This window comes from Streptomyces sp. NPDC111744, from assembly GCF_055634995.1.
Window position 1 is genome coordinate 173,074 of sequence record NZ_JBVKCG010000014.1, and the last position, 19,856, is coordinate 192,929.

General features: G+C 70.9%; 19 protein-coding genes and 3 pseudogenes. 13 read left to right on the plus strand and 9 right to left on the minus strand.

Annotation, left to right across the window (positions count from 1 at the left end; translation table 11 throughout):
- Positions 1 to 3 precede the first annotated feature (3 nt).
- On the minus strand, positions 4 to 417 hold the full coding sequence (locus tag ACZ7OO_RS28355) for a VOC family protein (RefSeq protein ID WP_471508933.1): 414 nt from the start codon (positions 415 to 417) through the stop codon (positions 4 to 6).
- Positions 418 to 557: 140 nt separating this feature from the next.
- Positions 558 to 1,447, minus strand: a pseudogene (gene ypfJ / locus ACZ7OO_RS28360) (KPN_02809 family neutral zinc metallopeptidase).
- A gap of 934 nt (positions 1,448 to 2,381) precedes the next feature.
- On the opposite strand from ypfJ, the gene ACZ7OO_RS28365 reads away from it, so the two are divergent.
- The 4 genes from ACZ7OO_RS28365 (at position 2,382) to ACZ7OO_RS28380 (ending at position 6,347) form a co-directional block, all read left to right on the plus strand.
- Positions 2,382 to 3,095, plus strand: coding sequence for a hypothetical protein (locus tag ACZ7OO_RS28365; RefSeq protein ID WP_471508935.1), 714 nt, complete (start codon positions 2,382 to 2,384; stop codon positions 3,093 to 3,095).
- A 92-nt stretch (positions 3,096 to 3,187) separates the two neighbouring features.
- A complete protein-coding gene (locus tag ACZ7OO_RS28370) occupies positions 3,188 to 4,786 on the plus strand; it encodes an ABC-F family ATP-binding cassette domain-containing protein (protein WP_471508937.1) in 1,599 nt (532 codons plus the stop codon).
- Between the two features lie 410 nt (positions 4,787 to 5,196).
- Positions 5,197 to 5,415, plus strand: coding sequence for a helix-turn-helix domain-containing protein (locus ACZ7OO_RS28375; RefSeq protein ID WP_046727957.1), 219 nt, complete (start codon positions 5,197 to 5,199; stop codon positions 5,413 to 5,415).
- Between the two features lie 128 nt (positions 5,416 to 5,543).
- On the plus strand, positions 5,544 to 6,347 hold the full coding sequence (locus tag ACZ7OO_RS28380) for an enoyl-CoA hydratase/isomerase family protein (RefSeq protein ID WP_471508939.1): 804 nt from the start codon (positions 5,544 to 5,546) through the stop codon (positions 6,345 to 6,347).
- Positions 6,348 to 6,386: 39 nt separating this feature from the next.
- Here the strand turns inward: ACZ7OO_RS28380 and ACZ7OO_RS28385 are convergent, their stop codons facing one another.
- Positions 6,387 to 6,542, minus strand: a complete 156-nt coding sequence (locus ACZ7OO_RS28385) for a hypothetical protein (RefSeq protein ID WP_471508941.1) — start codon at positions 6,540 to 6,542, stop codon at positions 6,387 to 6,389.
- Between the two features lie 176 nt (positions 6,543 to 6,718).
- On the opposite strand from ACZ7OO_RS28385, the pseudogene ACZ7OO_RS28390 reads away from it, so the two are divergent.
- The 4 genes and pseudogenes from ACZ7OO_RS28390 to ACZ7OO_RS28405 form a co-directional block, all read left to right on the plus strand.
- Positions 6,719 to 7,068: pseudogene (locus ACZ7OO_RS28390) on the plus strand (hypothetical protein); the annotation flags it as partial.
- Between the two features lie 7 nt (positions 7,069 to 7,075).
- Positions 7,076 to 7,681, plus strand: coding sequence for a DUF6286 domain-containing protein (locus ACZ7OO_RS28395; protein WP_471508943.1), 606 nt, complete (start codon positions 7,076 to 7,078; stop codon positions 7,679 to 7,681).
- Positions 7,682 to 7,684: 3 nt separating this feature from the next.
- Positions 7,685 to 8,263, plus strand: a complete 579-nt coding sequence (gene amaP, locus ACZ7OO_RS28400) for an alkaline shock response membrane anchor protein AmaP (RefSeq protein WP_471508945.1) — start codon at positions 7,685 to 7,687, stop codon at positions 8,261 to 8,263.
- Positions 8,264 to 8,475: 212 nt separating this feature from the next.
- Complete coding sequence (locus ACZ7OO_RS28405; protein WP_471508947.1) at positions 8,476 to 9,372, plus strand: LysR family transcriptional regulator; 897 nt, start codon at positions 8,476 to 8,478, stop codon at positions 9,370 to 9,372.
- Between the two features lie 75 nt (positions 9,373 to 9,447).
- Here the strand turns inward: ACZ7OO_RS28405 and ACZ7OO_RS28410 are convergent, their stop codons facing one another.
- The 4 genes from ACZ7OO_RS28410 to ACZ7OO_RS28425 form a co-directional block, all read right to left on the minus strand.
- On the minus strand, positions 9,448 to 10,224 hold the full coding sequence (locus tag ACZ7OO_RS28410; protein ID WP_471508949.1) for an SDR family oxidoreductase: 777 nt from the start codon (positions 10,222 to 10,224) through the stop codon (positions 9,448 to 9,450).
- A gap of 148 nt (positions 10,225 to 10,372) precedes the next feature.
- Entirely contained in the window at positions 10,373 to 11,128 is a 756-nt protein-coding gene (locus ACZ7OO_RS28415) for an SDR family oxidoreductase (RefSeq protein WP_471508951.1), read from the minus strand.
- A 5-nt stretch (positions 11,129 to 11,133) separates the two neighbouring features.
- Positions 11,134 to 12,918, minus strand: a complete 1,785-nt coding sequence (locus ACZ7OO_RS28420) for a glycoside hydrolase family 15 protein (RefSeq protein ID WP_471508952.1) — start codon at positions 12,916 to 12,918, stop codon at positions 11,134 to 11,136.
- Between the two features lie 65 nt (positions 12,919 to 12,983).
- Positions 12,984 to 13,781, minus strand: a complete 798-nt coding sequence (locus ACZ7OO_RS28425) for an SURF1 family cytochrome oxidase biogenesis protein (RefSeq protein WP_471508953.1) — start codon at positions 13,779 to 13,781, stop codon at positions 12,984 to 12,986.
- Positions 13,782 to 14,005: 224 nt separating this feature from the next.
- Between ACZ7OO_RS28425 and ACZ7OO_RS28430 the strand changes: the two genes are divergently transcribed.
- From ACZ7OO_RS28430 to ACZ7OO_RS28440, 3 genes and pseudogenes are all read left to right on the plus strand, one after another.
- On the plus strand, positions 14,006 to 14,254 hold the full coding sequence (locus tag ACZ7OO_RS28430; protein WP_471508954.1) for a hypothetical protein: 249 nt from the start codon (positions 14,006 to 14,008) through the stop codon (positions 14,252 to 14,254).
- Between the two features lie 117 nt (positions 14,255 to 14,371).
- Positions 14,372 to 14,687, plus strand: a pseudogene (locus ACZ7OO_RS28435) (IS1380 family transposase); the annotation flags it as partial.
- A 48-nt stretch (positions 14,688 to 14,735) separates the two neighbouring features.
- Positions 14,736 to 15,758 (plus strand): DUF7405 family protein, encoded by a 1,023-nt coding sequence (locus ACZ7OO_RS28440; RefSeq protein ID WP_471509049.1) that lies wholly within the window; start codon positions 14,736 to 14,738, stop codon positions 15,756 to 15,758.
- A 231-nt stretch (positions 15,759 to 15,989) separates the two neighbouring features.
- On the opposite strand, the gene ACZ7OO_RS28445 is transcribed toward ACZ7OO_RS28440, so the two are convergent.
- Both ACZ7OO_RS28445 and ACZ7OO_RS28450 read right to left on the minus strand, forming a co-directional pair.
- Positions 15,990 to 16,523, minus strand: a complete 534-nt coding sequence (locus tag ACZ7OO_RS28445; protein WP_471508956.1) for a GNAT family N-acetyltransferase — start codon at positions 16,521 to 16,523, stop codon at positions 15,990 to 15,992.
- Between the two features lie 441 nt (positions 16,524 to 16,964).
- Positions 16,965 to 17,954: a DEDDh family exonuclease gene (locus tag ACZ7OO_RS28450; protein ID WP_471508958.1), complete on the minus strand. Its 990-nt coding sequence runs from the start codon at positions 17,952 to 17,954 to the stop codon at positions 16,965 to 16,967.
- Between the two features lie 213 nt (positions 17,955 to 18,167).
- Here ACZ7OO_RS28450 and ACZ7OO_RS28455 point away from each other — a divergent pair, with 213 nt between their 5' ends.
- Both ACZ7OO_RS28455 and ACZ7OO_RS28460 read left to right on the plus strand, forming a co-directional pair.
- Positions 18,168 to 18,962, plus strand: coding sequence for an acetoacetate decarboxylase family protein (locus ACZ7OO_RS28455; protein ID WP_471508960.1), 795 nt, complete (start codon positions 18,168 to 18,170; stop codon positions 18,960 to 18,962).
- Positions 18,962 to 19,846: an SDR family NAD(P)-dependent oxidoreductase gene (locus ACZ7OO_RS28460; RefSeq protein ID WP_471508962.1), complete on the plus strand. Its 885-nt coding sequence runs from the start codon at positions 18,962 to 18,964 to the stop codon at positions 19,844 to 19,846. Before ACZ7OO_RS28455 ends, ACZ7OO_RS28460 begins: the two co-directional genes overlap by 1 nt.
- Positions 19,847 to 19,856 lie beyond the last annotated feature (10 nt).

The window sequence follows — 19,856 nt, forward strand, 5'->3', positions numbered from 1 at the left end:
GGGTCAGGCCGTTATCTCCGGGGCGTATGTACCGAAGCTCCAGATATTGCCCTCGACATCCCGGGCCATGTAGTCCCGCGAGCCGTAGTCCTGGTCCGTCGGGGGCATCAGGATCTCGGCGCCATGGTCCACGGCCCGCTGGTGGTGCGCGTCGACGTCGTCCACGACGATGTACACGCCGGTCGGGCCCGCGCCCTCCATCGCCGCGTCGAAACGGCCGCCGCGGCCCTTGGAACCCAGCATGATCGCGCCGTTGCCCTGCACCAGCTCGGCGTGCAGCACCATGCCGTCCTCGCCCTCGTACACCGACAGCTCGGTGAAGCCGAAGGCCTCCGTCAGTTGCTTGATCGCCGCCTTCGCGTCCGCGTACAGCAGCGACGGATAGATGCTCGGCCGTCCGCCGGTCGTGCCTGCCATGCCGATCACTCCCTTGTGTGCCGGTCCCCCGAAAGCCGTCGTTCCGGCCTGCTCCACAGTCTTGCACCCGGCACTGACAACGCCCCCGGCCCGCGCCGCCGGTGAAGGTCGGCGGCTCAGTGGCTCATCCGTTCATCCGTTCATCGGAAGGTGCTGCACTGCCCCATGTCCCCGGTCCGGTAACCCTGGTGGAACCACTGCTGCCGCTGCTGCGCCGACCCGTGCGTCCAGGTCTCCGGCGTCACCCGCCCCTGGAACCGCTCCTGGATCCGGTCGTCCCCCACGGCCGCCGCCCCGTCGAGACCGTCCCGGATGTCGGCTTTCGTCAGACTGGTGATCAGGGGCCTGCGGTCGACTCGTCCTTCGTGGTCGTGGCGTGCCGCGCCCACACCCCGGCGTAGCAGTCGGCCTGGAGCTCCACCCGCACCGAATTGCTGTCCACGCCGGTCAGGTTGTCCTGCGACCTGCTCAACGTGCCCGTCAGGTCCTGCACATGGTGCCCCTACTCGTGCGCCACGACATACGCCTGCGCGAACGGCCCGCCGCTCGCGCCGAACTTGGACCGCAGCTCGTCGAAGAAGCCGAGGTCCAGATAGACCTTCCGGTCGCCCGGGCAGTAGAACGGCCCGACCGTCGAGGTCGCCGTACCGCACGCGGTGCCGACCCGGCCGCTGTAGAAGACCGTCGGGGCGTTCGTGTAGGTGCCCCGGCGCTGCTGGAACTCCTGCTTCCAGAAGTCCTGCACGCTGTTGACCACCGCCACCGTCCGGCAGTCCTCCCTGGTGTTCGCGTCCCGCCCGGTACGGCAGCTCTGCTGCACCTGCGCCAGCGAGGAGGAGGCGGGCGCGGGCGAGCTGTCACCGGAGGAGAGACCCAGCTGGTCGGGGCCGACACCGAGGAACAGGGCGAGGAGCAGCGCGATCAGGCCGGCCAGGCCGCCGCCGATGGTCGCCTTCCCACCCGGAACCCGGCTGCCACGCGCGTCCTGGACCTCGGAGGTGTCCAGGTTCGCGTCGTCGTCGAACTGCATGGGGCACCGCCTTCTGCTCGCACCGTCCCCCGCACCCACCTTGAGCCATCCCCGCCGTCACTTCGCGCCGATGGCCCGACGAACGCCCGATCGGGCGACGTCCCGCCCCGCCCCCGCGTCACGCCCGCCCCTGCCTCGCGGGCATGGCTACGCTCTGCGCCTGATCCATGGGACGAGGGCGCCCGACCGGACGCCGAAGGGGGGAGCGGTGCCCGTTCTGCCACACGGGAGAACCCCACCGCCCGCCACCGGAACCTTCAAGACACCGCCGCCGCCCGCAGCCGACGGCTTCCGGGACGAGCCCCCCGCTGCGGACACTCTTCGGGACGAGGCGTCTTCTGCGGGTGGCGTTCGGAACACGGTCCCGGTGGTTGGCGGTCTTTGGGAGGGGGTCTCTTCTGCGGGAGGCGTCCGCGCCCCGGTCCCTGTGGTGGGCGGCTTCCGGGACGAGGCCCGCGCGGACGGTCTCCGGGCGGCAGCCTCCGCTCTGGTTGGTCTGCGGGCTCGGGTCCCTGGTGCGGACGGTCTGCGGGCCGGAGTCTCCGTTCCCGATGGTCTGCGGGCTCGGTTCAGTGGTGCGGACGGTCTCCGGGCCGCAGGCTCCGTTCCCGTCGGCTTCCGCGTCGAGGCCCGCGCTGCGGACGGTCTTCGGGACGAGTTCTCCTCTGCGGGCGGCGCTCGGGCCCCGGTCCCTGTTGTGGGCGGCCCCCGGGACCAGATCCCCGCTGCTGGTCGCCTCTGGGCCCCGGTCCCCCTTCCCGGTGGCCTCCGGAACCCGATCCCTCCCGCCGTTCGTCTCCGGGCGCCGGTCCCCCTTCCCGGTCGCCTCCGGCCCTCAGCCCCTCCTCCCGGTAGCCCCCAGAATCCGGTCCCCCGTCCCGGTGGCTCCCGGGACCGGGACCCCGCGGCCCGCGGCCCCCGCGCGCTCGGCCCGTTGGCGGCTCCCGCCGAACAGCGCCCTCCGACCCCCCTCCCGCGCAAACCCCCCACCCACCACCTCCTCCCCACCCTCGTCCTTCTCCTGGCCGGCGCCCTCCTCTGTGTGGGGCAGCAGATCCGTCCGGCCCCCTACGGCGACCACCTCACCCCCGGTCCTGCCGCGCACAGCGCACGCGCGCGTGGCGCGGTGGTCGAGGCGTATGACGGGCGGACCCTGCGGTGGCGGTACGCGCGCGCGGGGCGGCGTCCGCTCAGCTTGCTGCCCGCGCACGGGCATGCGATCGCCGTCTGGGACGACGGGCTCGTCACCGACACCGACGGCCGTTCCGTGCGCTGGCACCGCGCCCTGCCCGCCGCCACCGGCTGGCTCCGGCGCCAGGGCGGCACCGGCGTCCTGCGCTCCCTCGGCCGCGGCATGCTCGCGGTCGTCACCCCGGCCCGCATCGCCGCGTACCGCACCGCCGACGGCGACCTGCGCTGGGTGCTGCCCGCCCGCGCGGGCTGCGCGTTCCGCCCCGAACGTGCCGTACGTCACGGCCCCGCCCTGCTGATCGCCCAGCCCTGCGCCCACGGCGCCTGGACCGCGCAGCTCATCGCCGTGGACGACCTGGGCCGGGTCGTCCCGCACCGCACACCCCTCGGCAACCACCTCCCCGGCACCCGCCCCGAACACCCGCGCACAGAAAAAGCGCTTGCGCCACCCCGTTAGACTTGGCCCATGGCCATTCTCCTCGCGCATTAGACGGCGGGAACGTCCTCAGCCGCCCACCCGTCAAATCCCGTACGCCCTGGAGTCTGTCCGTGATCTCCGCCTCCGGTATCGAGCTGCGCGCCGGTGCGCGCGTCCTCATCGAGAACGCCACCTTCCGCGTCGCCAAGGGCGACCGCATCGGCCTGGTCGGCCGCAACGGCGCAGGCAAGACCACCCTCACCAAGGTCCTGGCCGGTGACGGCATCCCCGCCGCGGGCACCGTCACCCGCTCCGGCGAGGTCGGCTACCTCCCGCAGGACCCCCGTACCGGCGACCTCGACGTCCTCGCCCGCGACCGCATCCTCTCCGCCCGCGGCCTCGACGTCCTGATCCGCAAGATGCGTGACAACGAACAGCGCATCGCAAACGGCCAGGGCGCCACCCGGGAGAAGGCGCTGCGGCAGTACGAGCGCCAGGAGACCGAGTTCCTCACCAAGGGCGGGTACTCCGCCGAGGCCGAGGCCGCCACCATCGCCGCCGCGCTCAACCTGCCCGACCGGGTGCTGGGCCAGCCCCTGCACACGCTCTCCGGCGGTCAGCGCCGCCGTATCGAGCTGGCCCGCATCCTGTTCTCCGACGCGGACACGCTCCTGCTCGACGAGCCGACGAACCACCTGGACGCTGACTCGATCGTCTGGCTGCGCGACTACCTGAAGACCTACCGCGGCGGCTTCATCGTGATCTCCCACGACGTGGACCTGGTTGAGACGGTCGTCAACAAGGTCTTCTACCTGGACGCCAACCGCTCCCAGATCGACGTCTACAACATGGGCTGGAAGCTCTACCAGCAGCAGCGTGAGGCCGACGAGAAGCGCCGCAAGCGCGAGCGCGCCAACGCCGAGAAGAAGGCGGCCGCGCTGCACTCGCAGGCAGACAAGATGCGCGCCAAGGCCACCAAGACGGTCGCCGCGCAGAACATGGCCCGTCGCGCGGACAAGCTGCTGGCCGGTCTGGACGCCGTCCGCGTCTCCGACAAGGTCGCCAAGCTCCGCTTCCCGGACCCCGCGCCCTGCGGCAAGACCCCGCTGACCGCCGAGGGCCTGTCGAAGTCGTACGGCTCGCTGGAGATCTTCACCGACGTCGACCTGGCCATCGACAAGGGCTCACGGGTGGTCATCCTCGGACTCAACGGCGCCGGCAAGACCACGCTGCTGCGGCTGCTCGGCGGGGTCGAGACGCCCGACACCGGCGAGGTGATCGAGGGCCACGGCCTCAAGCTCGGCTACTACGCCCAGGAGCACGAGACCCTGGACCCGGACCGCACGGTCCTGGAGAACATGCGCTCGTCCGCCCCCGACATGGACCTCGTCGAGGTCCGCAAGGTGCTGGGCTCGTTCCTGTTCTCCGGGGACGACGTCGACAAGCCGGCCGGTGTCCTCTCCGGCGGTGAGAAGACCCGGCTCGCCCTCGCCACCCTGGTCGTCTCCTCGGCGAACGTCCTGCTCCTGGACGAGCCGACCAACAACCTCGACCCCGCCAGCCGCGAGGAGATCCTCGGCGCCCTGCGGACCTACAAGGGCGCGGTCGTCCTCGTCACCCACGACGAGGGCGCCGTGGAGGCGCTCCAGCCCGAGCGGATCATCCTGCTCCCCGACGGTGTCGAGGACCTGTGGGGCGCCGACTACGCGGACCTGGTCGCCCTCGCCTGAGAACCGGCCTCATCGGCTCTTGTCGCTGTTGTCGTCCTCCGTCGCCCTCCGTCGCCCTCTGTCGTCCTCGCTTGATCGAATGCCTGATCCACTGGCTATGGATCATTCGGCTTATCGGTGATCCATCATCTGTGTGAGATCTCCTCGTATCGAGGTGTGTCCTGCACCGATTTCGCCGCCGATCCCTTTGTCGACAAGGGGTCGGCCGCTTCCCGTGCCTGACCTGGCACTTCACGGAAGAACCCGTTCGGCCCCATGGGCAACCCTTGCCGGAATCACAGATACCACTTGTGGGGATGCGCTCCTGTCGTCACAACGATGTCTCACGGACCTTGCCGAATGGGTGGCCATCGCGCCCCGGAGGGGTGATCATGAGGGGACCAGAGCGCACTTCCCATGAGGAGGCACGGGTGGCCGAGACTCTGAAGAAGGGCAGCCGGGTAACCGGCGCCGCGCGCGACAAGCTCGCGGCAGACCTGAAGAAGAAGTACGACTCCGGTGCGAGCATTCGGGCACTGGCCGAGGAAACCGGCCGCTCGTATGGCTTCGTCCACCGGATGCTCAGCGAGTCGGGTGTCACGCTGCGTGGGCGTGGCGGGGCGACGCGGGGCAAGAAAGCCGCGTCCTGACCCCGGGCGGGCCATCGGCTTCGATGGTGGCCACCCGGTCGGTCGAGTGATCGACCGGGTGGTTACTGTGCAGTCACTTAGCATGTCGTTCGGCAATGCGTGATGACCGCACACATCGGAGGCGCCCCATGGCTTCGCCCGACCAGGACCTCGCTCCTGTTCTCGACAAGGACGGCGTAAGGCTCACCGTCGACGACGCGCTCGCCACGGTGACGCTGACCAACCCGGCCAAGCGCAACGCCCAGAGCCCCGCACTGTGGCGGGCGTTGACGGAGGCCGGGCGGTCGCTGCCGGGGTCGGTCCGGGTTGTCGTGCTGCGCGGTGAGGGCCAGTCCTTCTCCGCGGGCCTCGACCGGCAGATGTTCTCGCCGGAAGGGATCCCGGGGGAGCCGACCTTCATCGAACTCGCGCGCCGTGACGACGCCGGGCTCGACGCGACCATCGCCGAATTCCAGGAGGCGTTCACCTGGTGGCGGCGCACCGACATCGTGTCGATCGCCGCCGTGCAGGGCCACGCCATCGGGGCCGGCTTCCAGCTGGCCCTCGCCTGTGACCTGCGCGTCGTCGCGGACGACGTGCAGTTCGCCATGCGCGAGACCAGTCTGGGCCTGGTGCCCGACCTCACGGGTACACATCCGCTGGTCTCCCTCGTCGGCTATGCCCGCGCGCTGGAGATCTGCGCGACCGGGCGGTTCGTTCAGGCCGAGGAGGCGGTGGCGTCGGGGCTCGCGAACCTCGCGGTGCCGGGCGCCGAACTCGACGCCGCGGCGGGTGACCTGGCCGCTGCGCTGCTGGCCGCGCCACGGGACGCGGTGGTGGAGACCAAGGCGCTGCTTCGGGGTGCGGGAGATCGGTCCTACGACGAGCAGCGCGCCGCCGAGCGGCAGGCGCAGGCCCGGCGGCTGCGGGACCTCGCGGGAGTGGGCGAGTAGATCGACACGGCCCCTCGGCCCCGCCCCTGAAGGCGCGCTTCAGCCGATGCCTGTGACAAGGACGGCCACCGTCGGCTGACCGTCCAGCTCCACGCCGACCGCCGTACGGACCCGCCGGGCCACCTCCACGGCCGGTGGGCCGTAGGTCAGCGCCACCTCGACCCGCACATGCCGGCGCGGCGACGCGGCGTCCAAGTGCACCTCCCGGCGCAGCGCCCCCTCACCTGCGCCCCTTTCGGCACCGCCAGCGCCGCCGTCACCCGTGCCCCGTACGGGATCGGCGCCGTCCCGGACCGACGGCGGCCGAGGCGGACGTACGACCTCCGGCTCCGCCCGGTCCGCCGCCGAGACGACCGGCGTGACCGTCGGCCATGCCCACCGCCGGCAGTGAGACACGCAGGCCCGCGACGGCCGTGGCGCCCGGCGAGCGCGGGGCCGTCCGGGTCGCCGACCGGGCGGTGGCGAAGATCGCGGCGCAGGCGGCCCGCGAGGTCCTCGGCCCCTTCCGAAGGACGCCGTACCCTCGCACGTCACGGTGGCGGTCCACCACGACACCGCCCCGGTCCGCGTCCACCTCGAACTGGACTGTCCGTCCGACATCGGAGCCCCGTGCGCGCCCGTGCGTCGGCATGTGGTCGAGCGGGTAGGCGCGTTGGTGGACATGGCGGTGCGGGAGGTCGTCGTCCACGTCGAACGGCTGCACCCGGGCCAGACCAGGGGAGGGCATGATGAGCGCCGAGCAGACACAGGTCATCGAAAGGCCACCCGAGGCCGCGCCGCCCCCGGCCGGCCACGAGGCTCGCTTCTGGTCGCCGCGCCGCGGGCCCGCGGCCCTGGTCGCCGTCCTGCCACTGGTGACGGCGGCCGCCCTCCTGTACGACATCGCGGCCGTACGGGCCCACCACCCCGCGATGCACTGGCGCCGCGAACTGGCCCGGCAACTCGCGCAGCAGCCCCTCGACGGCACCCAGGTCCTGGTGGGCGCGGGCATCGCCGCCGCCCTGGGCGCGTGGCTGCTGGCCCTCGCCGTCACACCCGGCCTGCGGGACGTCCTGCCGATGCGGCGCACCCACCCCGACGTCCGCGCCGGGCTGCGTCGCGACGCGGCCGCGATGGTGTTGCGCGACCGGGCCATGGAGATCTCGGGCGTACGCCGGGTACGCGTACGACTGCATCGCTCCCGCGCCCATATCCTCGCCGTCTCCCACTTCCGTGAACTCGACGAGGTGCAGGCCGACCTGGACGCGGCACTCACCGACGCCATCCACGGCCTGGGCCTGGCCCGCCCGCCCAGGCTGACCCTGCACGTCATCCGTCCCGGCCGGAAGGGTTGAGCGATGCTCACGGCGATCAACCGCGTACTGATCGGTCTGGCGGGCCTGGTGCTCCTCGCCCTGGGCGGCGCGGTCCTGGCCGTCGGGCTCGGCGCCCCGGCCCCCTCCTGGTGGATCCACGACGGCCGTCACGACGTCCTCCTCACCACCGCCGAACGCACCCACTGGCGTCACGCGGGCTGGTGGTGGCCGACGGTCCTGGCCGCCCTGGTGGTCCTGCTCCTGCTGTCCCTCTGGTGGCTGACCGCACAACTGCGCCGCCGTCGGCTGACCGAGGTCCTGGTGGACACCGGAGACGGCGAGAGCGCGCTGCTGCGCGGCAGGGCCCTGGAGACGGTCCTGGTGACGGACGCGGCCCACCAGCAGGGCGTCGCCCACGTCCAGGCGGTACTGCGGGGCAGGCGGACGGCTCCGGAGGTACGGGTGCGGCTCCAGCTGGATCCGGACGTGCCACCACGCGAGGCCCTGGACGACCTCACCACGCAGGCCCTGGCCCACGCCCGGGACTCGGCAGCCCTGAAGAAACTCCCGGCAGAGGTCCGCCTGACCTCGGTGAAACACCGCGCGGACAGGGTCACTTGAAACACAGGCCGGCAGTGAACGCAGGCGAGATCACCACCGAACCTCTTCGGCTCGCACGGCATGTTCAGCCTGAAGGTTCTTAGGCGGAGGGAGACCGGTTTTCGGAGGCGGACCGGCCGTGCCGAGGCCGTCGCCGTGCCCAGGGAATCTTCACCGGCGGAACCGGGTTGCTTCCCGTTGCCACGATGACAACGGGAAGGGGACGGCAGCCGATGAGCCTTCGTCAGTTCGAGTACGCCCTGGCCGTCGCCGAGGAAGGTTCGGTGACGGCGGCTGCGGAGCGGCTGCGCGTCGCGCAACCGTCGGTGTCCCAGCAGATCCGCGGCCTGGAGCGGGAACTCGGCGTGGAACTCTTCGCCCGTACGCCGACCGGACTGGTGCCCACGGTGGTCGGCCGCGCGTTCCTGCGGGAGGCGGAGGTCGCGGTGAGCGCGTCGCGGCGAGCGCGGGCGACGGCGCGGGCCGGTGCCGATGAGCTGGTGGGGGAGTTGGTGGTCTCGGTGCAGATGGGCTTCGGCACGCGGCAGCTGCCGGCCGCGCTGGGCGCGCTGCGCCGCCGTTTCCCCCGGCTGGAGATCACCGTCTTCGAGGAGCCGAGCTCCGCCGAGCTGGAGCGGCTGTGCCGCCGGGGCGTGGTGAACCTCGCCTTGATGGCGGCGTGCGAGCGGACCCCCACCGACGCCCACCACCTCGGCGACGAGGAGTTCGTCGTGGTGCTGGGCGCCGGTCACCGGCAGCTCGCCGCGGACCGGGTCGAGCTGCGCGAACTGAAGGGGGAACCGTGGGTGCGGTTCGACCGCGACAGCGCGCTCGACGGCGTGCTGCTCAACGTGGTCCGGGACAACGATCTGACCCCGACCACGGCCGCCCGCGTGTCCCAGACGGCGACGGCCGTGCGCTGGGCCGCCCACGGCCTGGGGGTGACGCTCGTCCCGGCCTCCGCGGTGCCCGACGGTCACGAGCACCTCGCGCGCCCGGTGTTCCCGGCCGTGTCCCAACCCGTCATCGCCGTGCTCCAGCCGGGCGCGGGCCCGGCGGAGACGGCCCTGCTCGAACTCCTGCGCAAGGAGAACTGGTCCGAGTCCGCTTCCTCAGCACCGGTGTCCTGACGGCCGGGAAACAAACGGGCTACGTCGAATTCCTTTTGCCGAAAGCGGTGTTCCAAAATTCGAATTCCGTGGGCGTCACCGCCTGGGGAATTCACCGCCGTCCACGACGAGATTGCTCCCGGTCAGCCAGCTCGCCCGCCCGGACGCGAGGAACAGCACCGCCTGGGCGATGTCGTCGGGCTGACCGTCGCGCCCCAGCGGCGGGGTGTCGTCGGCGTTGGTCCGGCTCGGCGCCAGACCCAGACGCGCCCACTGCTCCCGCGTTTCCTCACCGCCGGGGGTGGCGACCCGGCCCGGAGTCACGGTGTTGACCCGGATTCCGAACGGGGCCTGTTCCAGGGCCAGCCCCCGGCTGTAGTTCTCCAGCGCCGCCTTCGCCGCCGTGTAGTGCAGGAACGGTGCCAGCGGGGTGAGTACCGCGGCCGAGGAGACATGCACGATCACCCCCGAACGCCGTTCCCGCATGCCCGGTACCAGCAGCGAGTCCAGCCGCACCGACGCCAGGAAGTTCAGGTCCAGCGCGTCCTGCCACTCCTCGTCGGGGATGGCCGAGCTGCCCTCGTACGGTCCCGCCCCACCCGCGTTGTGGACCAGGACGTCCACCCCGCCGAGCACCTCCCGCGCGGCCTCGGCGAGCGCCTCGGCGCCGGCCCGGGTCCGCACGTCGGCCGCCACGAAGGCGGCGCCCTCCGGCACCGTACTCGTCGCCGACCTGGCGGTCGTGAGCACTTCGGCGCCCGCGTCCAGGAGCCGGCGCACCACAGCCGCGCCGATTCCGCGGGAACCACCCGTGACCAGGGCCCGCTTTCCCGTGAGTTCTCGCGTTCCCGATCCGTTCTCGATTGTGGCCATGCCACCGGTCCTTTCCATACGTGTCGGTCCGCTCGACAGAGAAATCGTGGTGAGCACCTCGTCGAGCTGTTTCACGGTACGTACGGAAAAGAACCGGAGGCAAAGACGAATTATCAGCAGGCCCTATAGGGAATCCCTATGCCATCCGTCAGAACCCGTGCCGCATACCCCCGTCGACAGGCACCATGATTCCCGTCAGATAGGACGCCGCGGGCGACAGAAGAAACGCGCCCACCCGCCCGAACTCCTCCGGCCTCCCGTACCGGCGCAGCGGAATCCGGGACTCGTTCTCCATCCGCGTGGCCTCGGGGTCGGCCGACAGTGCGTCCAGCTCCCGGACCCGGTCCGTGTCGATCCGCGCCGGCAGCAGCCCCACCACCCGGATCCCGCGCGGCCCCAACTCGTCCGCCAGCGACTTGGCGAACCCGGCGAGCCCCGGCCGCAGCGCGTTCGAGATCGTCAGCCCGGGAATCGGCTCGTACACCGACCCGGACAGCACGAACCCGATGACACCGCCGTCCCCCAACTCGGCCGCTGCCGCACGCGCGAGCCGTACCGCGCCCAGGAACACCGACTCGAACGCGCTCTGCCACTGTTCGTCCGTGTTGTCGGCGAGAAACCCGGCCGGGGGTCCACCCACACTCAGCAGGATGCCGTCGAAACGCCCGAAGTGCTCACGCGCCGCCGAGATCCCCCGCTCCGGCGCATCCGCGTCCGCGTTGTCGACGGCGACACCCACCGCGTTCGGCCCCAGCTCGGCCACCGCCTCGGCGACCCGCTCCTCGTCCCGTCCGGTCACCACGACCTTCGCCCCGTCGGCGACCAGCTCGCGCGCGGTCGCGTTGCCCAGCCCGCGGGTCGCTCCGGTGACGACGTACACCCGGTCCTTCAGCCCAAGATCCATGGCCCCTATCCTGCCCCGTCGCCACCGAACAGTGTGAGGGCGGTGTTCACCAGCCCGATATGGCTGAACGCCTGCGGGAAGTTGCCCAGCTGGCGTCCGAGGTCCGGTTCGTACTCCTCGGAGAGCAGTCCCACGTCGTTGACGAGTCCCACCAGCCGTTCGAACAGTTCCTTCGCCTCGTCGGTACGGCCCGTCATGTGCAGCGCGTCGGCCAGCCAGAACGAGCAGGCCAGGAAGGCGCCCTCGCCACCGGGCATCCCGTCGACGCCGATCGCGTCGGTGTCGTAGCGGCGCACGAAGCCGCCGTGGCCCAGGTCGTCGCGGATCGCGTCCACCGTGCCGATCACCCGCGGGTCGTCCGCCGGCAGGAAGCCGAAACGGGGGATCAGCAGCAGGGCGGCGTCCAGTTCGCGCGAGCCGTAGTACTGGGTGAAGGTGTTGCGCTTCGGGTCGTACCCCTTCTCGCACACCTCCCGGTGCACCTCGTCGCGGAGCTTGCGCCAGCCCTCCAGTTCGCCCTCCAGCTCCGCGTGCTCCTCCAGGGTCCGCACCGCGCGGTCCGCGGCCACCCACACCAGCACCTTGGAGTGCACGAACTGCCGGCGGCCGCCGCGCACCTCCCACAGGCCCTCGTCGGGCTGACGCCAGATCTTCTCCAGGAACCTCATCAGCGAGCACTGGATGGCCCACATGTGCGGCTTGGTGGACAGACCGGCGCTGCGGGCCAGCGACAGCGAGTCCATGACCTCGCCGTACACATCCAGCTGGAGCTGGTCGACTGCGCCGTTGCCGATGCGTACCGGCGCCGAGCCGGAGAAGCCGGGCAGCCAGGGCAGTTCGAACTCGGGCAGCCGGCGCTCGCCCGCGAGACCGTACATGATCTGCAGGTCCGCCGGGTCACCGGCGACCGCCCGCACCAGCCAGTCGCGCCAGGCCTCGGCCTCCCTGTGGAAGCCGGCCGACAGCAGGGCGCCGAGGGTGAGGGTGGAGTCGCGCAGCCAGCAGAAGCGGTAGTCCCAGTTGCGCACCCCGCCCAGCTCCTCGGGCAACGAACTGGTGGCGGCGGCGACGATACCGCCGGTCGGCGCGTAGGTGAGTGCCTTGAGAGTGATCAGGGAGCGCATCACCGCCTCCCGGTGAGGGCCTTCGTAGGTGCAGCGGGCGGCCCAGCGCCGCCAGCCGGTGACGCTGGAGCGCAGCGCCTCGTACGGGTCCACGAGCGGCGGCCGCCGCTCGTGCGAGGGGTGCCAGGTGAGCACGAACGCGACCCGCTCGCCTTCCGAGACGGTGAACTCCGAGTGGGTGCCGAAGTCCTCGCCCCACGTCCGTACGGACGGTTCGCTGCGCAACCACACCGAGTCAGGACCGGCTACGGCGACCCGGTTGCCGCCCGAGCGGCGCATCCACGGGATGACCGAGCCGTAGTCGAAGCGGAGGCGGAGCGTGCTGTGCACGGTGACGCGGCCGCTGACGCCCTCGACGATGCGTACCAGGTCGGGCGCGTGCTCGCGTTGGGGCATCAGGTCGGTGACGCGGACCGCGCCCTCGGCGGTCTCCCACTCGGTGTCGAGGACCAGCGTGTCGGGCCGGTAGGCGCGCCGGGTGCACGTGGTGGCGTCCCTGGGGGCGATCCGCCAGTGGCCGTTGTCCTCGTCGCCCAGGAGCCTGGCGAAGCAGGCCGCCGAGTCGAACCGGGGCAGGCACAGCCAGTCGACGGAGCCGTCCCGACCGACCAGCGCCGCGGTCTGTTCGTCGCCGATGAGGGCGTAGTCCTCGATACGTCGGTCCACGGACTCCGGTTTCCCGGCGCGCCGGTGGGCCAATCAGGGCATGCGCCGGGGGAGTGACCCGGCGCTCAGACGGCGGCCGCCGGCTCCGCTTCCGCCGCTGGCTGCTCCTTCGCGGCCTCCTCACGGGCGCGGGCCTCACGGCGGACCAGCACGAACCAGCCGTAGGGGACACCCGCGGCGAACAGCCACCACTGGATCATGTACGCGTAGTTCAGCGGGGCGTCTTCCTTGCCCGGGTCGGAGATCTGCTCCGGCGTGGCGCCCTTGGGCTCGGGCGCGGTCTGCTGGATGTAGCCGCCCAGCACCTGCTTGCCGAGCCGGCGCGCCTGCTCCTCGCTGTTGATCAGCATGATCTGCCGGGCGGGCAGCCCCTTGATGTCCTTGATGCCGCTCGCCGCGGTGGTCTCGTCGGGCATCAGCCGGCCCTGGATGGTGACCTGGCCGCCCGGCGGGGCCGGGACCTTGGGGAACGCGGTCTGGCTCGGGCCGTCCGAGGAGATCCAGCCCCGGTTGACCAGCAGCACCTTGCCGTCGGCCAGCACGAAGGGGGTGAGGACGTGGTAGCCGACCTCGTCGTCGGAGTTGGTGCGGCGGCGGACGACGACCTCGTCGGCGGTGTCGAAGGTCCCGGTCGCGGTGACCGTGTGGTACCGCTCCTTGCGGGTCACCCCGTGCCCCGGCTCGGTGACCTGCTCCACCGGCACCGGCTTGGCGTTGAGCGCCTCGGCCACCAGTGCGTTACGGGCGCTGCGCTCCTCGTACCGGTGCTTCTGCCAGAACCCAAGCCGGATCATCGTGGGGATGAGGAGCAGCGAGATCAGGGTGAGGATCACCCACTGCCGGGACAACAGGAAGCGGTACACCCCACGACCGTACAACTCGGTCGTGGGGCGCGATCGGGCGGGTACCGGGTCGGTGCCCGGTCAGACGCGGGCGACGCGCGGGCGCGGGCGCCAGTGCCGAGTGCATGGAGGTGGCGTACTCCCGTCCCTTGTCCCTCCCCGTGTCTGCTTCAGGCGCCATCACGCGGTGGTCGGCGGAGCATGTCAGCTTGCGAGGGTCAGCCCGGCCACTGACGATGTGGCTTATGACTCGTTGCGAAGTGTGTGGGAACGATTACGAGCTGGCGTTCACCGTCGAGACCCGGGACGGGGCACGCCATGTCTTCGATTCGTTCGCTTGTGCGATTCATCGCATGGCCCCGATCTGTGAGCACTGCCGTGTGCAGATCATCGGCCAGGGCGTCGAGGTCGAGGGTCACTGGTACTGCGGCGCTCACTGCTCGCGCGCGGAGGGCAAGGTCGGCATTGTGGGCAAGGTTGGCTCCGCCACATAGCCAAGGACCCTTGCCGTGGACCGCGTCCCGCGAAGTGCCGTAGGGATTCCCGCCTTGCCAGGACGCTTCGCGGTCTGCCGCCGGCGCAGGCACCGGAGCGATACGCTTACCGGAACAACGCCGACCGTGGAACCCGACGGCGAACTCCGCGACATTGCCTGGGTCGCCGAACTGGCCGGCGACTGCCCGACCGGCCGGCCCTGGTCACGCGACTGATCGTACGCAAGGAACGACCGCACCCCAGTGCCCAGTTGCGCTTCACCGACGCCGACGGCAGGGCGCTTGCTGTGCCATCAACAACGCGGGCGAGGCGATCGTCACCCTCGAACCGCGCCACCGGCAAAGCGCCCGTGCCAAGGACCGCATCCGCGCCGCACGCGCCACCGGCCTGCGCGGAACACCGCCGCAGAACTCTCCGCCGCCGCCCAGCTGGAACCCGGCGCACACCCGACACGACAACCGGGCCATCAACCTGCCCGGAATCCGAAACCCCCACCAACACTCACCACAAAGGGCCAGGACGTTCCCCAGCGACCAGTCACCGCCTGGCTTCGGACCGGTCCGCCTGGAACAGAATGACGTGGCCGTGCTAATCCGCAGTGACTCGCTCGCCAATATCAAGGCAGCCCAAAACGCCCTCTTCGGCGGGAGCAACCAGGCGGGCAGCCTGTTCAAGGTGACGAGTATCCGCCAGGGCTTCTCCGGGGGCGGTTTCTACGGGAAACAGGGCCTGCCGAGCAAGCTGGCGCTGGCGGCAAACATCCCCGGTGCGCAGTCGATTCCTCGGCAGTCGCAGGGATTCCTCGGCTTCGCCACCACACTGGACTCGAATATGGGACCCGGCAACATCGCTAATCTGGAGACCCTGCCTGGCATCACCGATCAGTGGCCCAACGGTTACTTCAAACAGGGAACCACCATGCATCTCTCGCACCTGTTTCAAGATCTGGTGACCTGGTACGAAAAGAACTTCCCCCGGTACGCGGATCGCGTGCAGGCGATGCTCCAGCCCGGCCTCTCGCCCGCCCCCGCGCCCGGTACGGTTGCCCTCCAACCGCCGGGTCAAAGTGAGGCCCAAGTGGCGCAAGGGGTCCAGCTGTACCACGCCTACGGCCACACTGGGAGCATGTCGAAGGTGGACAGCACCGCGTCATCGACGACCAGCAACTACGGGAAGGTCTACCCCGCGGGGACGACCATCCCCGTGCGCGGCGATTTCGACACGCTGGACAATCCGTTCCACTACACATCCGATCCGACGGCAGACCACTACAGCAAGGAGCGGGCGGCCGGGATGCACTTCATTCAGTTCCAGCCGACGACTGCAATCTTCGATCTCGTTCGGCTCTCGATGGACGGCCACTATCCCGATATGACACTCCCTGTCGCACCGCGCAGCCCCCAGGCCGGCATCAACTCGGTCCTGCACACGACCCACCGGCAGAACTATCTGGTACCACCGCGTCGCCATCGCTCCTTCCCGCTCGCCGAGTTCCTCGTCTGACAGGAGCCGCGTGCCGCGAACACCTTGAAGTGCGCGCGGCTCTCGCCCTGGCGTCGTGAGGCTGGTCTCCACCGTTGGCGGAGGAACGTTGGAATGTTCGGGATGAGCCGAAGCGACTCGCAAACTCCCGAGATCGAGCGTCATGTTCCCGCTCGGCGAAGGCTCATGAGGCCGTGTCACGCGCAGTCGGTGAGGTCGCCCTTTCTCGTGGTGATCGACGGCTCGGCTGGTTCACGCCTGGAACTCGGTGAGATCGATGGTGTGAACGCGCAGCGGATAGCCGTACACCGGGTGCACCGTCTCTCGCTCCGGCGCCATGCCGAGCTTGCGGATGACGTTCTCGGAGGCGTCGTCACCCATTCGGTTGATGCTGATGACGCGGTCGAGGCCGCGGTCCTGGAGCGCGAACTCCAGCGTGGCATGGGCGGCTTCGGATGCGTACCCCTGACCCCAGAACTGTGAGCCGAGCCGCCAGCTGATCGCCACGGCGGGCAGTACCTCCGGCAGGAACTCGGGCACCGAAAGACCCGTGAAGCCGGCCAGCTCACCAGAAGCGAGCAGCTCGACAGCAAAGAGCCCGAAGCCTTCCTCGTCCCACTCCTCCTCCCACCGCTCGATGGCCTCTGCCGTGTCGTCCAGATCGCGCACCGAGCCGTCGTCGATCCAGCGCATGACCTGTGGGTCCGCGTTGATGTCCGCCATCGGCGGGAGGTCGTCGTCATGCCAGCGACGGAGGAGGAGGCGGGGTGTACGGATCTCGGTCATGGCGCTCATCCTGCCGAATGCAACGGCCTCGTCGGTAATCGGCGCTTCCGGTGCTGCCGCTCCGGCAGACAAGGCACCGGGCCGCCCGCACCGCGCAGCGTGACGGGCGAATCGCCAGGGCTCGGCGGGGTGAAGTCCGGGGACCTCGACGGTGTTGATGTCTCCGTGGTGTTCCGCTGGTGGGAGCGGGACGGCTCCGGCGGTCGTATGGGTGACCGCAGTGGCGATGGGTTCGGTCACGGGGCGGGTGCTTCCGCCGTTGACGGTGCGGTGGCGGTCGCCTCCCCGGGGCGACCAAGGATCGCAACTCCGAGTTCGCGTCCAGCGGGCCCGACAGCCATTTCGCCATGCGCCTCACGGTGGGCGGCCGTCTCCGCGCGGGCGAGCGGGCGCCGGGCGGGTCGCACGGCAATCACCCGTCCGTACGGCTTCGCGGCGGGGTCACTTCTGCGACGCCGGCGCCACGTCCCGCAGCAGCTGCCCGAAGGCCGCCTCGTCGACGACCGGTGTGCCGAACTGGCGCGCCTTGAGCACCTTCGAGGTGCCCGAGCCCGGGTCGTTGGTGACGAGCAGGCTGGTGAGCCGCGAGATGCTCGTCGACACATGCAGACCGGCCTCGACGGCCCTGTCCTCCAGAAGCTCCCGCTCGATCGAGGTGTCCCCGGAGAACGCCACCCGCATGCCCTGCTTGAGCGGCTTGCCGTCCTCGTACCGCCCCGGATTCGGGTACGGGCAGGCCGGCCGCTTGCGTGACGGACGCCAGCCGTTCGGCCGGTAACCGCCGTAGCCGCCGCTCGCCTGGTGCCCGATCCGGGGCGTCTGTGACCACTCCGTCAGCGGCCGGCACTCCAGGAGCGGCAGCCGTACGTTGCCCGCCGCCGCGGCCCGCAGACTGGGCCGGAACGCCTCCGCCAGCACGCGCGCGTCGTCCAGCGCGTGGTGCGCCCGCCGCTGTACGACACCGAAGTGCGCGGCCAGGGTCTCCAGCTTGTGGTTGGGCAGCGGCAGTCCCAGCTCCTTGGAGAGCGCGATCGTGCACAGCCGCTGCCTCACCGGGGCCGCGCTCTTCGCGCGCGCGTACTCGCGCGCGATCATCTGCCAGTCGAAGACCGCGTTGTGCGCGACCAGCACCCGGCCGTCGAGCCGGGCCGCGAACTCCTCGGCGATGTCGGTGAAGAGCGGCGCCCCCTCAAGGGTCTCGCTCGTCAGACCGTGGATCCACACCGGACCCGGGTCGCGCTCGGGATTGACCAGCGTGTACCAGTGGTCCTCGACCTCGCCGCGCCCGTCCAGCCGGTAGACGGCCGCGGAGATTATCCGGTCGTCCCGGGCCAGTCCGGTGGTCTCCACGTCGACGACCGCATACCCCTGGGGATACGCGGCCGGCCACGGGGTGCCGGGGGACACTGCGGTCGTCAGGTCTTCGAGCATGGTCATTGAGGATACGGGCCCCGACCGACAGTCCGGTCCGTCAGGTCACCCGCCGCCACCCGTTCGCATGTCCTGATTGCCCTTCGCGCGGCTATGGACCTTTTCGCCGCCCGGTGCGACCGTGCACCCGCCCGCCGCTGACGCGGCGACGACTCAGCGGCAGCGCGGCGGGCGGACGGCCGACGGAAGGGCGAGGGAAGGGCGGTACGGCGGATGGCACGCGTACGGTACGGCGCTCGGACCGAGGCGGAGATCGCGGCCGCGCGCACCACGAAGCTCCCGGACGTGTGGTCCACCGGCGTGGTGGCCGTCTGGGAGACCGACCCGGACGCGGTCGCGGCGGTGCTGCCGCCGCCGCTCAAGCCCACCGGCCGCCCCGTGGTCCGCGTCAACATCAGCCAGGTCCAGCTGCCCGGATACCCGCTGGGCGCGGGCTCGTTCGCGGTCGCCGCCGCGCACGGCACGGTCGAGGGCTGGTATCCGCTGGTGATGCCGATGACCCATGAGCGCGCCCTCACCGGCGGCCGTGAGGTCTTCGGCGAGCCCAAGAAGCTCGGCGAGGTGACCGTCGAGCGCGAGGGCGGCCTCGTGCGCGCGTCCCTGGCCCGGCACGGCGTCGTCTTCGTGGAGGTGCGCGGCACGGCCGACGGCCCGCTGCCGCTGCCCGAGCCCGCGCCGAAGACCGACTTCTACTTCAAGTTCCTTCCGGCGGTGGACGGTTCGGGCTTCGACGGCGACCCGCTGCTGGTGCACTGCGTCCGCGAGGAGAAGGTCCGCCGACTGGAACGGGTGACGGGGGAGGTCATCCTCCGTGAGTCGGCGTACGACCCGGTCGCCGACCTGCCGGTGCTGCGCCTGCTGGACATCACCCTCGGTGAGAAGACCAGCGACCAGCGCGGCCGGATCGCCGAACGCGTCGACCCCCAGGCCTTGTTGCCGTACGTCCACCAGCGCTACGACGACCCGCGCCAGATCGTCGACGCGCCCCCGGAAGGGAGCGAGGCCTGATGGAACTGCGTGCCGGACAGGTCGCCGTGGTCACCGGCGCGGCGAGCGGGATCGGGCTCGCGATGGCCCGGCGGTTCGCCGCCGAGGGCCTGAAGGTGGTCCTCGCCGACGTGGAGCCGGCCGCCCTGGACAAGGCCGCGGCCGACCTCCGCGCGGAGGGCGCCGACGTGCACACACGGGTGGTCGACGTCGGCGTGCGCGAACAGGTCCTGGAACTCGCCGAGTCGGCCTACGACACGTACGGCGCGGTGCACGTCCTGTGCAACAACGCCGGGGTCGGCTCGGGCGCCGAGGGCCGTATGTGGGAGCACGAACCGAACGACTGGAAGTGGGCGTTCGAGGTCAATGTGTGGGGTGTCTTCCACGGTGTACAGGCATTCCTGCCGAGGATGATCAAGTCGGGTCAACCCGGTCATGTGGTCAATACATCCTCCGGTGACGGCGGTATCGCGCCGCTGCCGACGGCTTCCGTGTACGCCGTCACCAAGGCGGCCGTGGTAACGCTCACCGAGTCGCTGTACGCCCATCTCAGGGCGGAGCACGCGCGTGTGGGCGCCTCGGTGCTCTTCCCGGGGCCGCACATGCTGCGTACGGGCCTGTGGGAGTCGCACCGCAACCGGCCCGAGCGTTACGCCAAGCAGCGGCCGCGCAGGACCCCGTACCGCAGCCTCGACCAGTGGGAGGCGGCGATGCGCGCGGCGGGCAAGGAGGTCGCCTTCACGCCCGTCGAGGAGGTCGCCGAGTTCGTCGTGGCCGGCATCCGCGCGGACCGCTTCTGGCTGCTGCCGGAGAGCGAGCGCAGCGACGCCCAGATCCGGGCGAGGGCGCGTTCGATGCTGGACCGGGCGAACCCGTCGTACCTCGAAAGCTTCATCCTGGACTGACAGGGGGCTG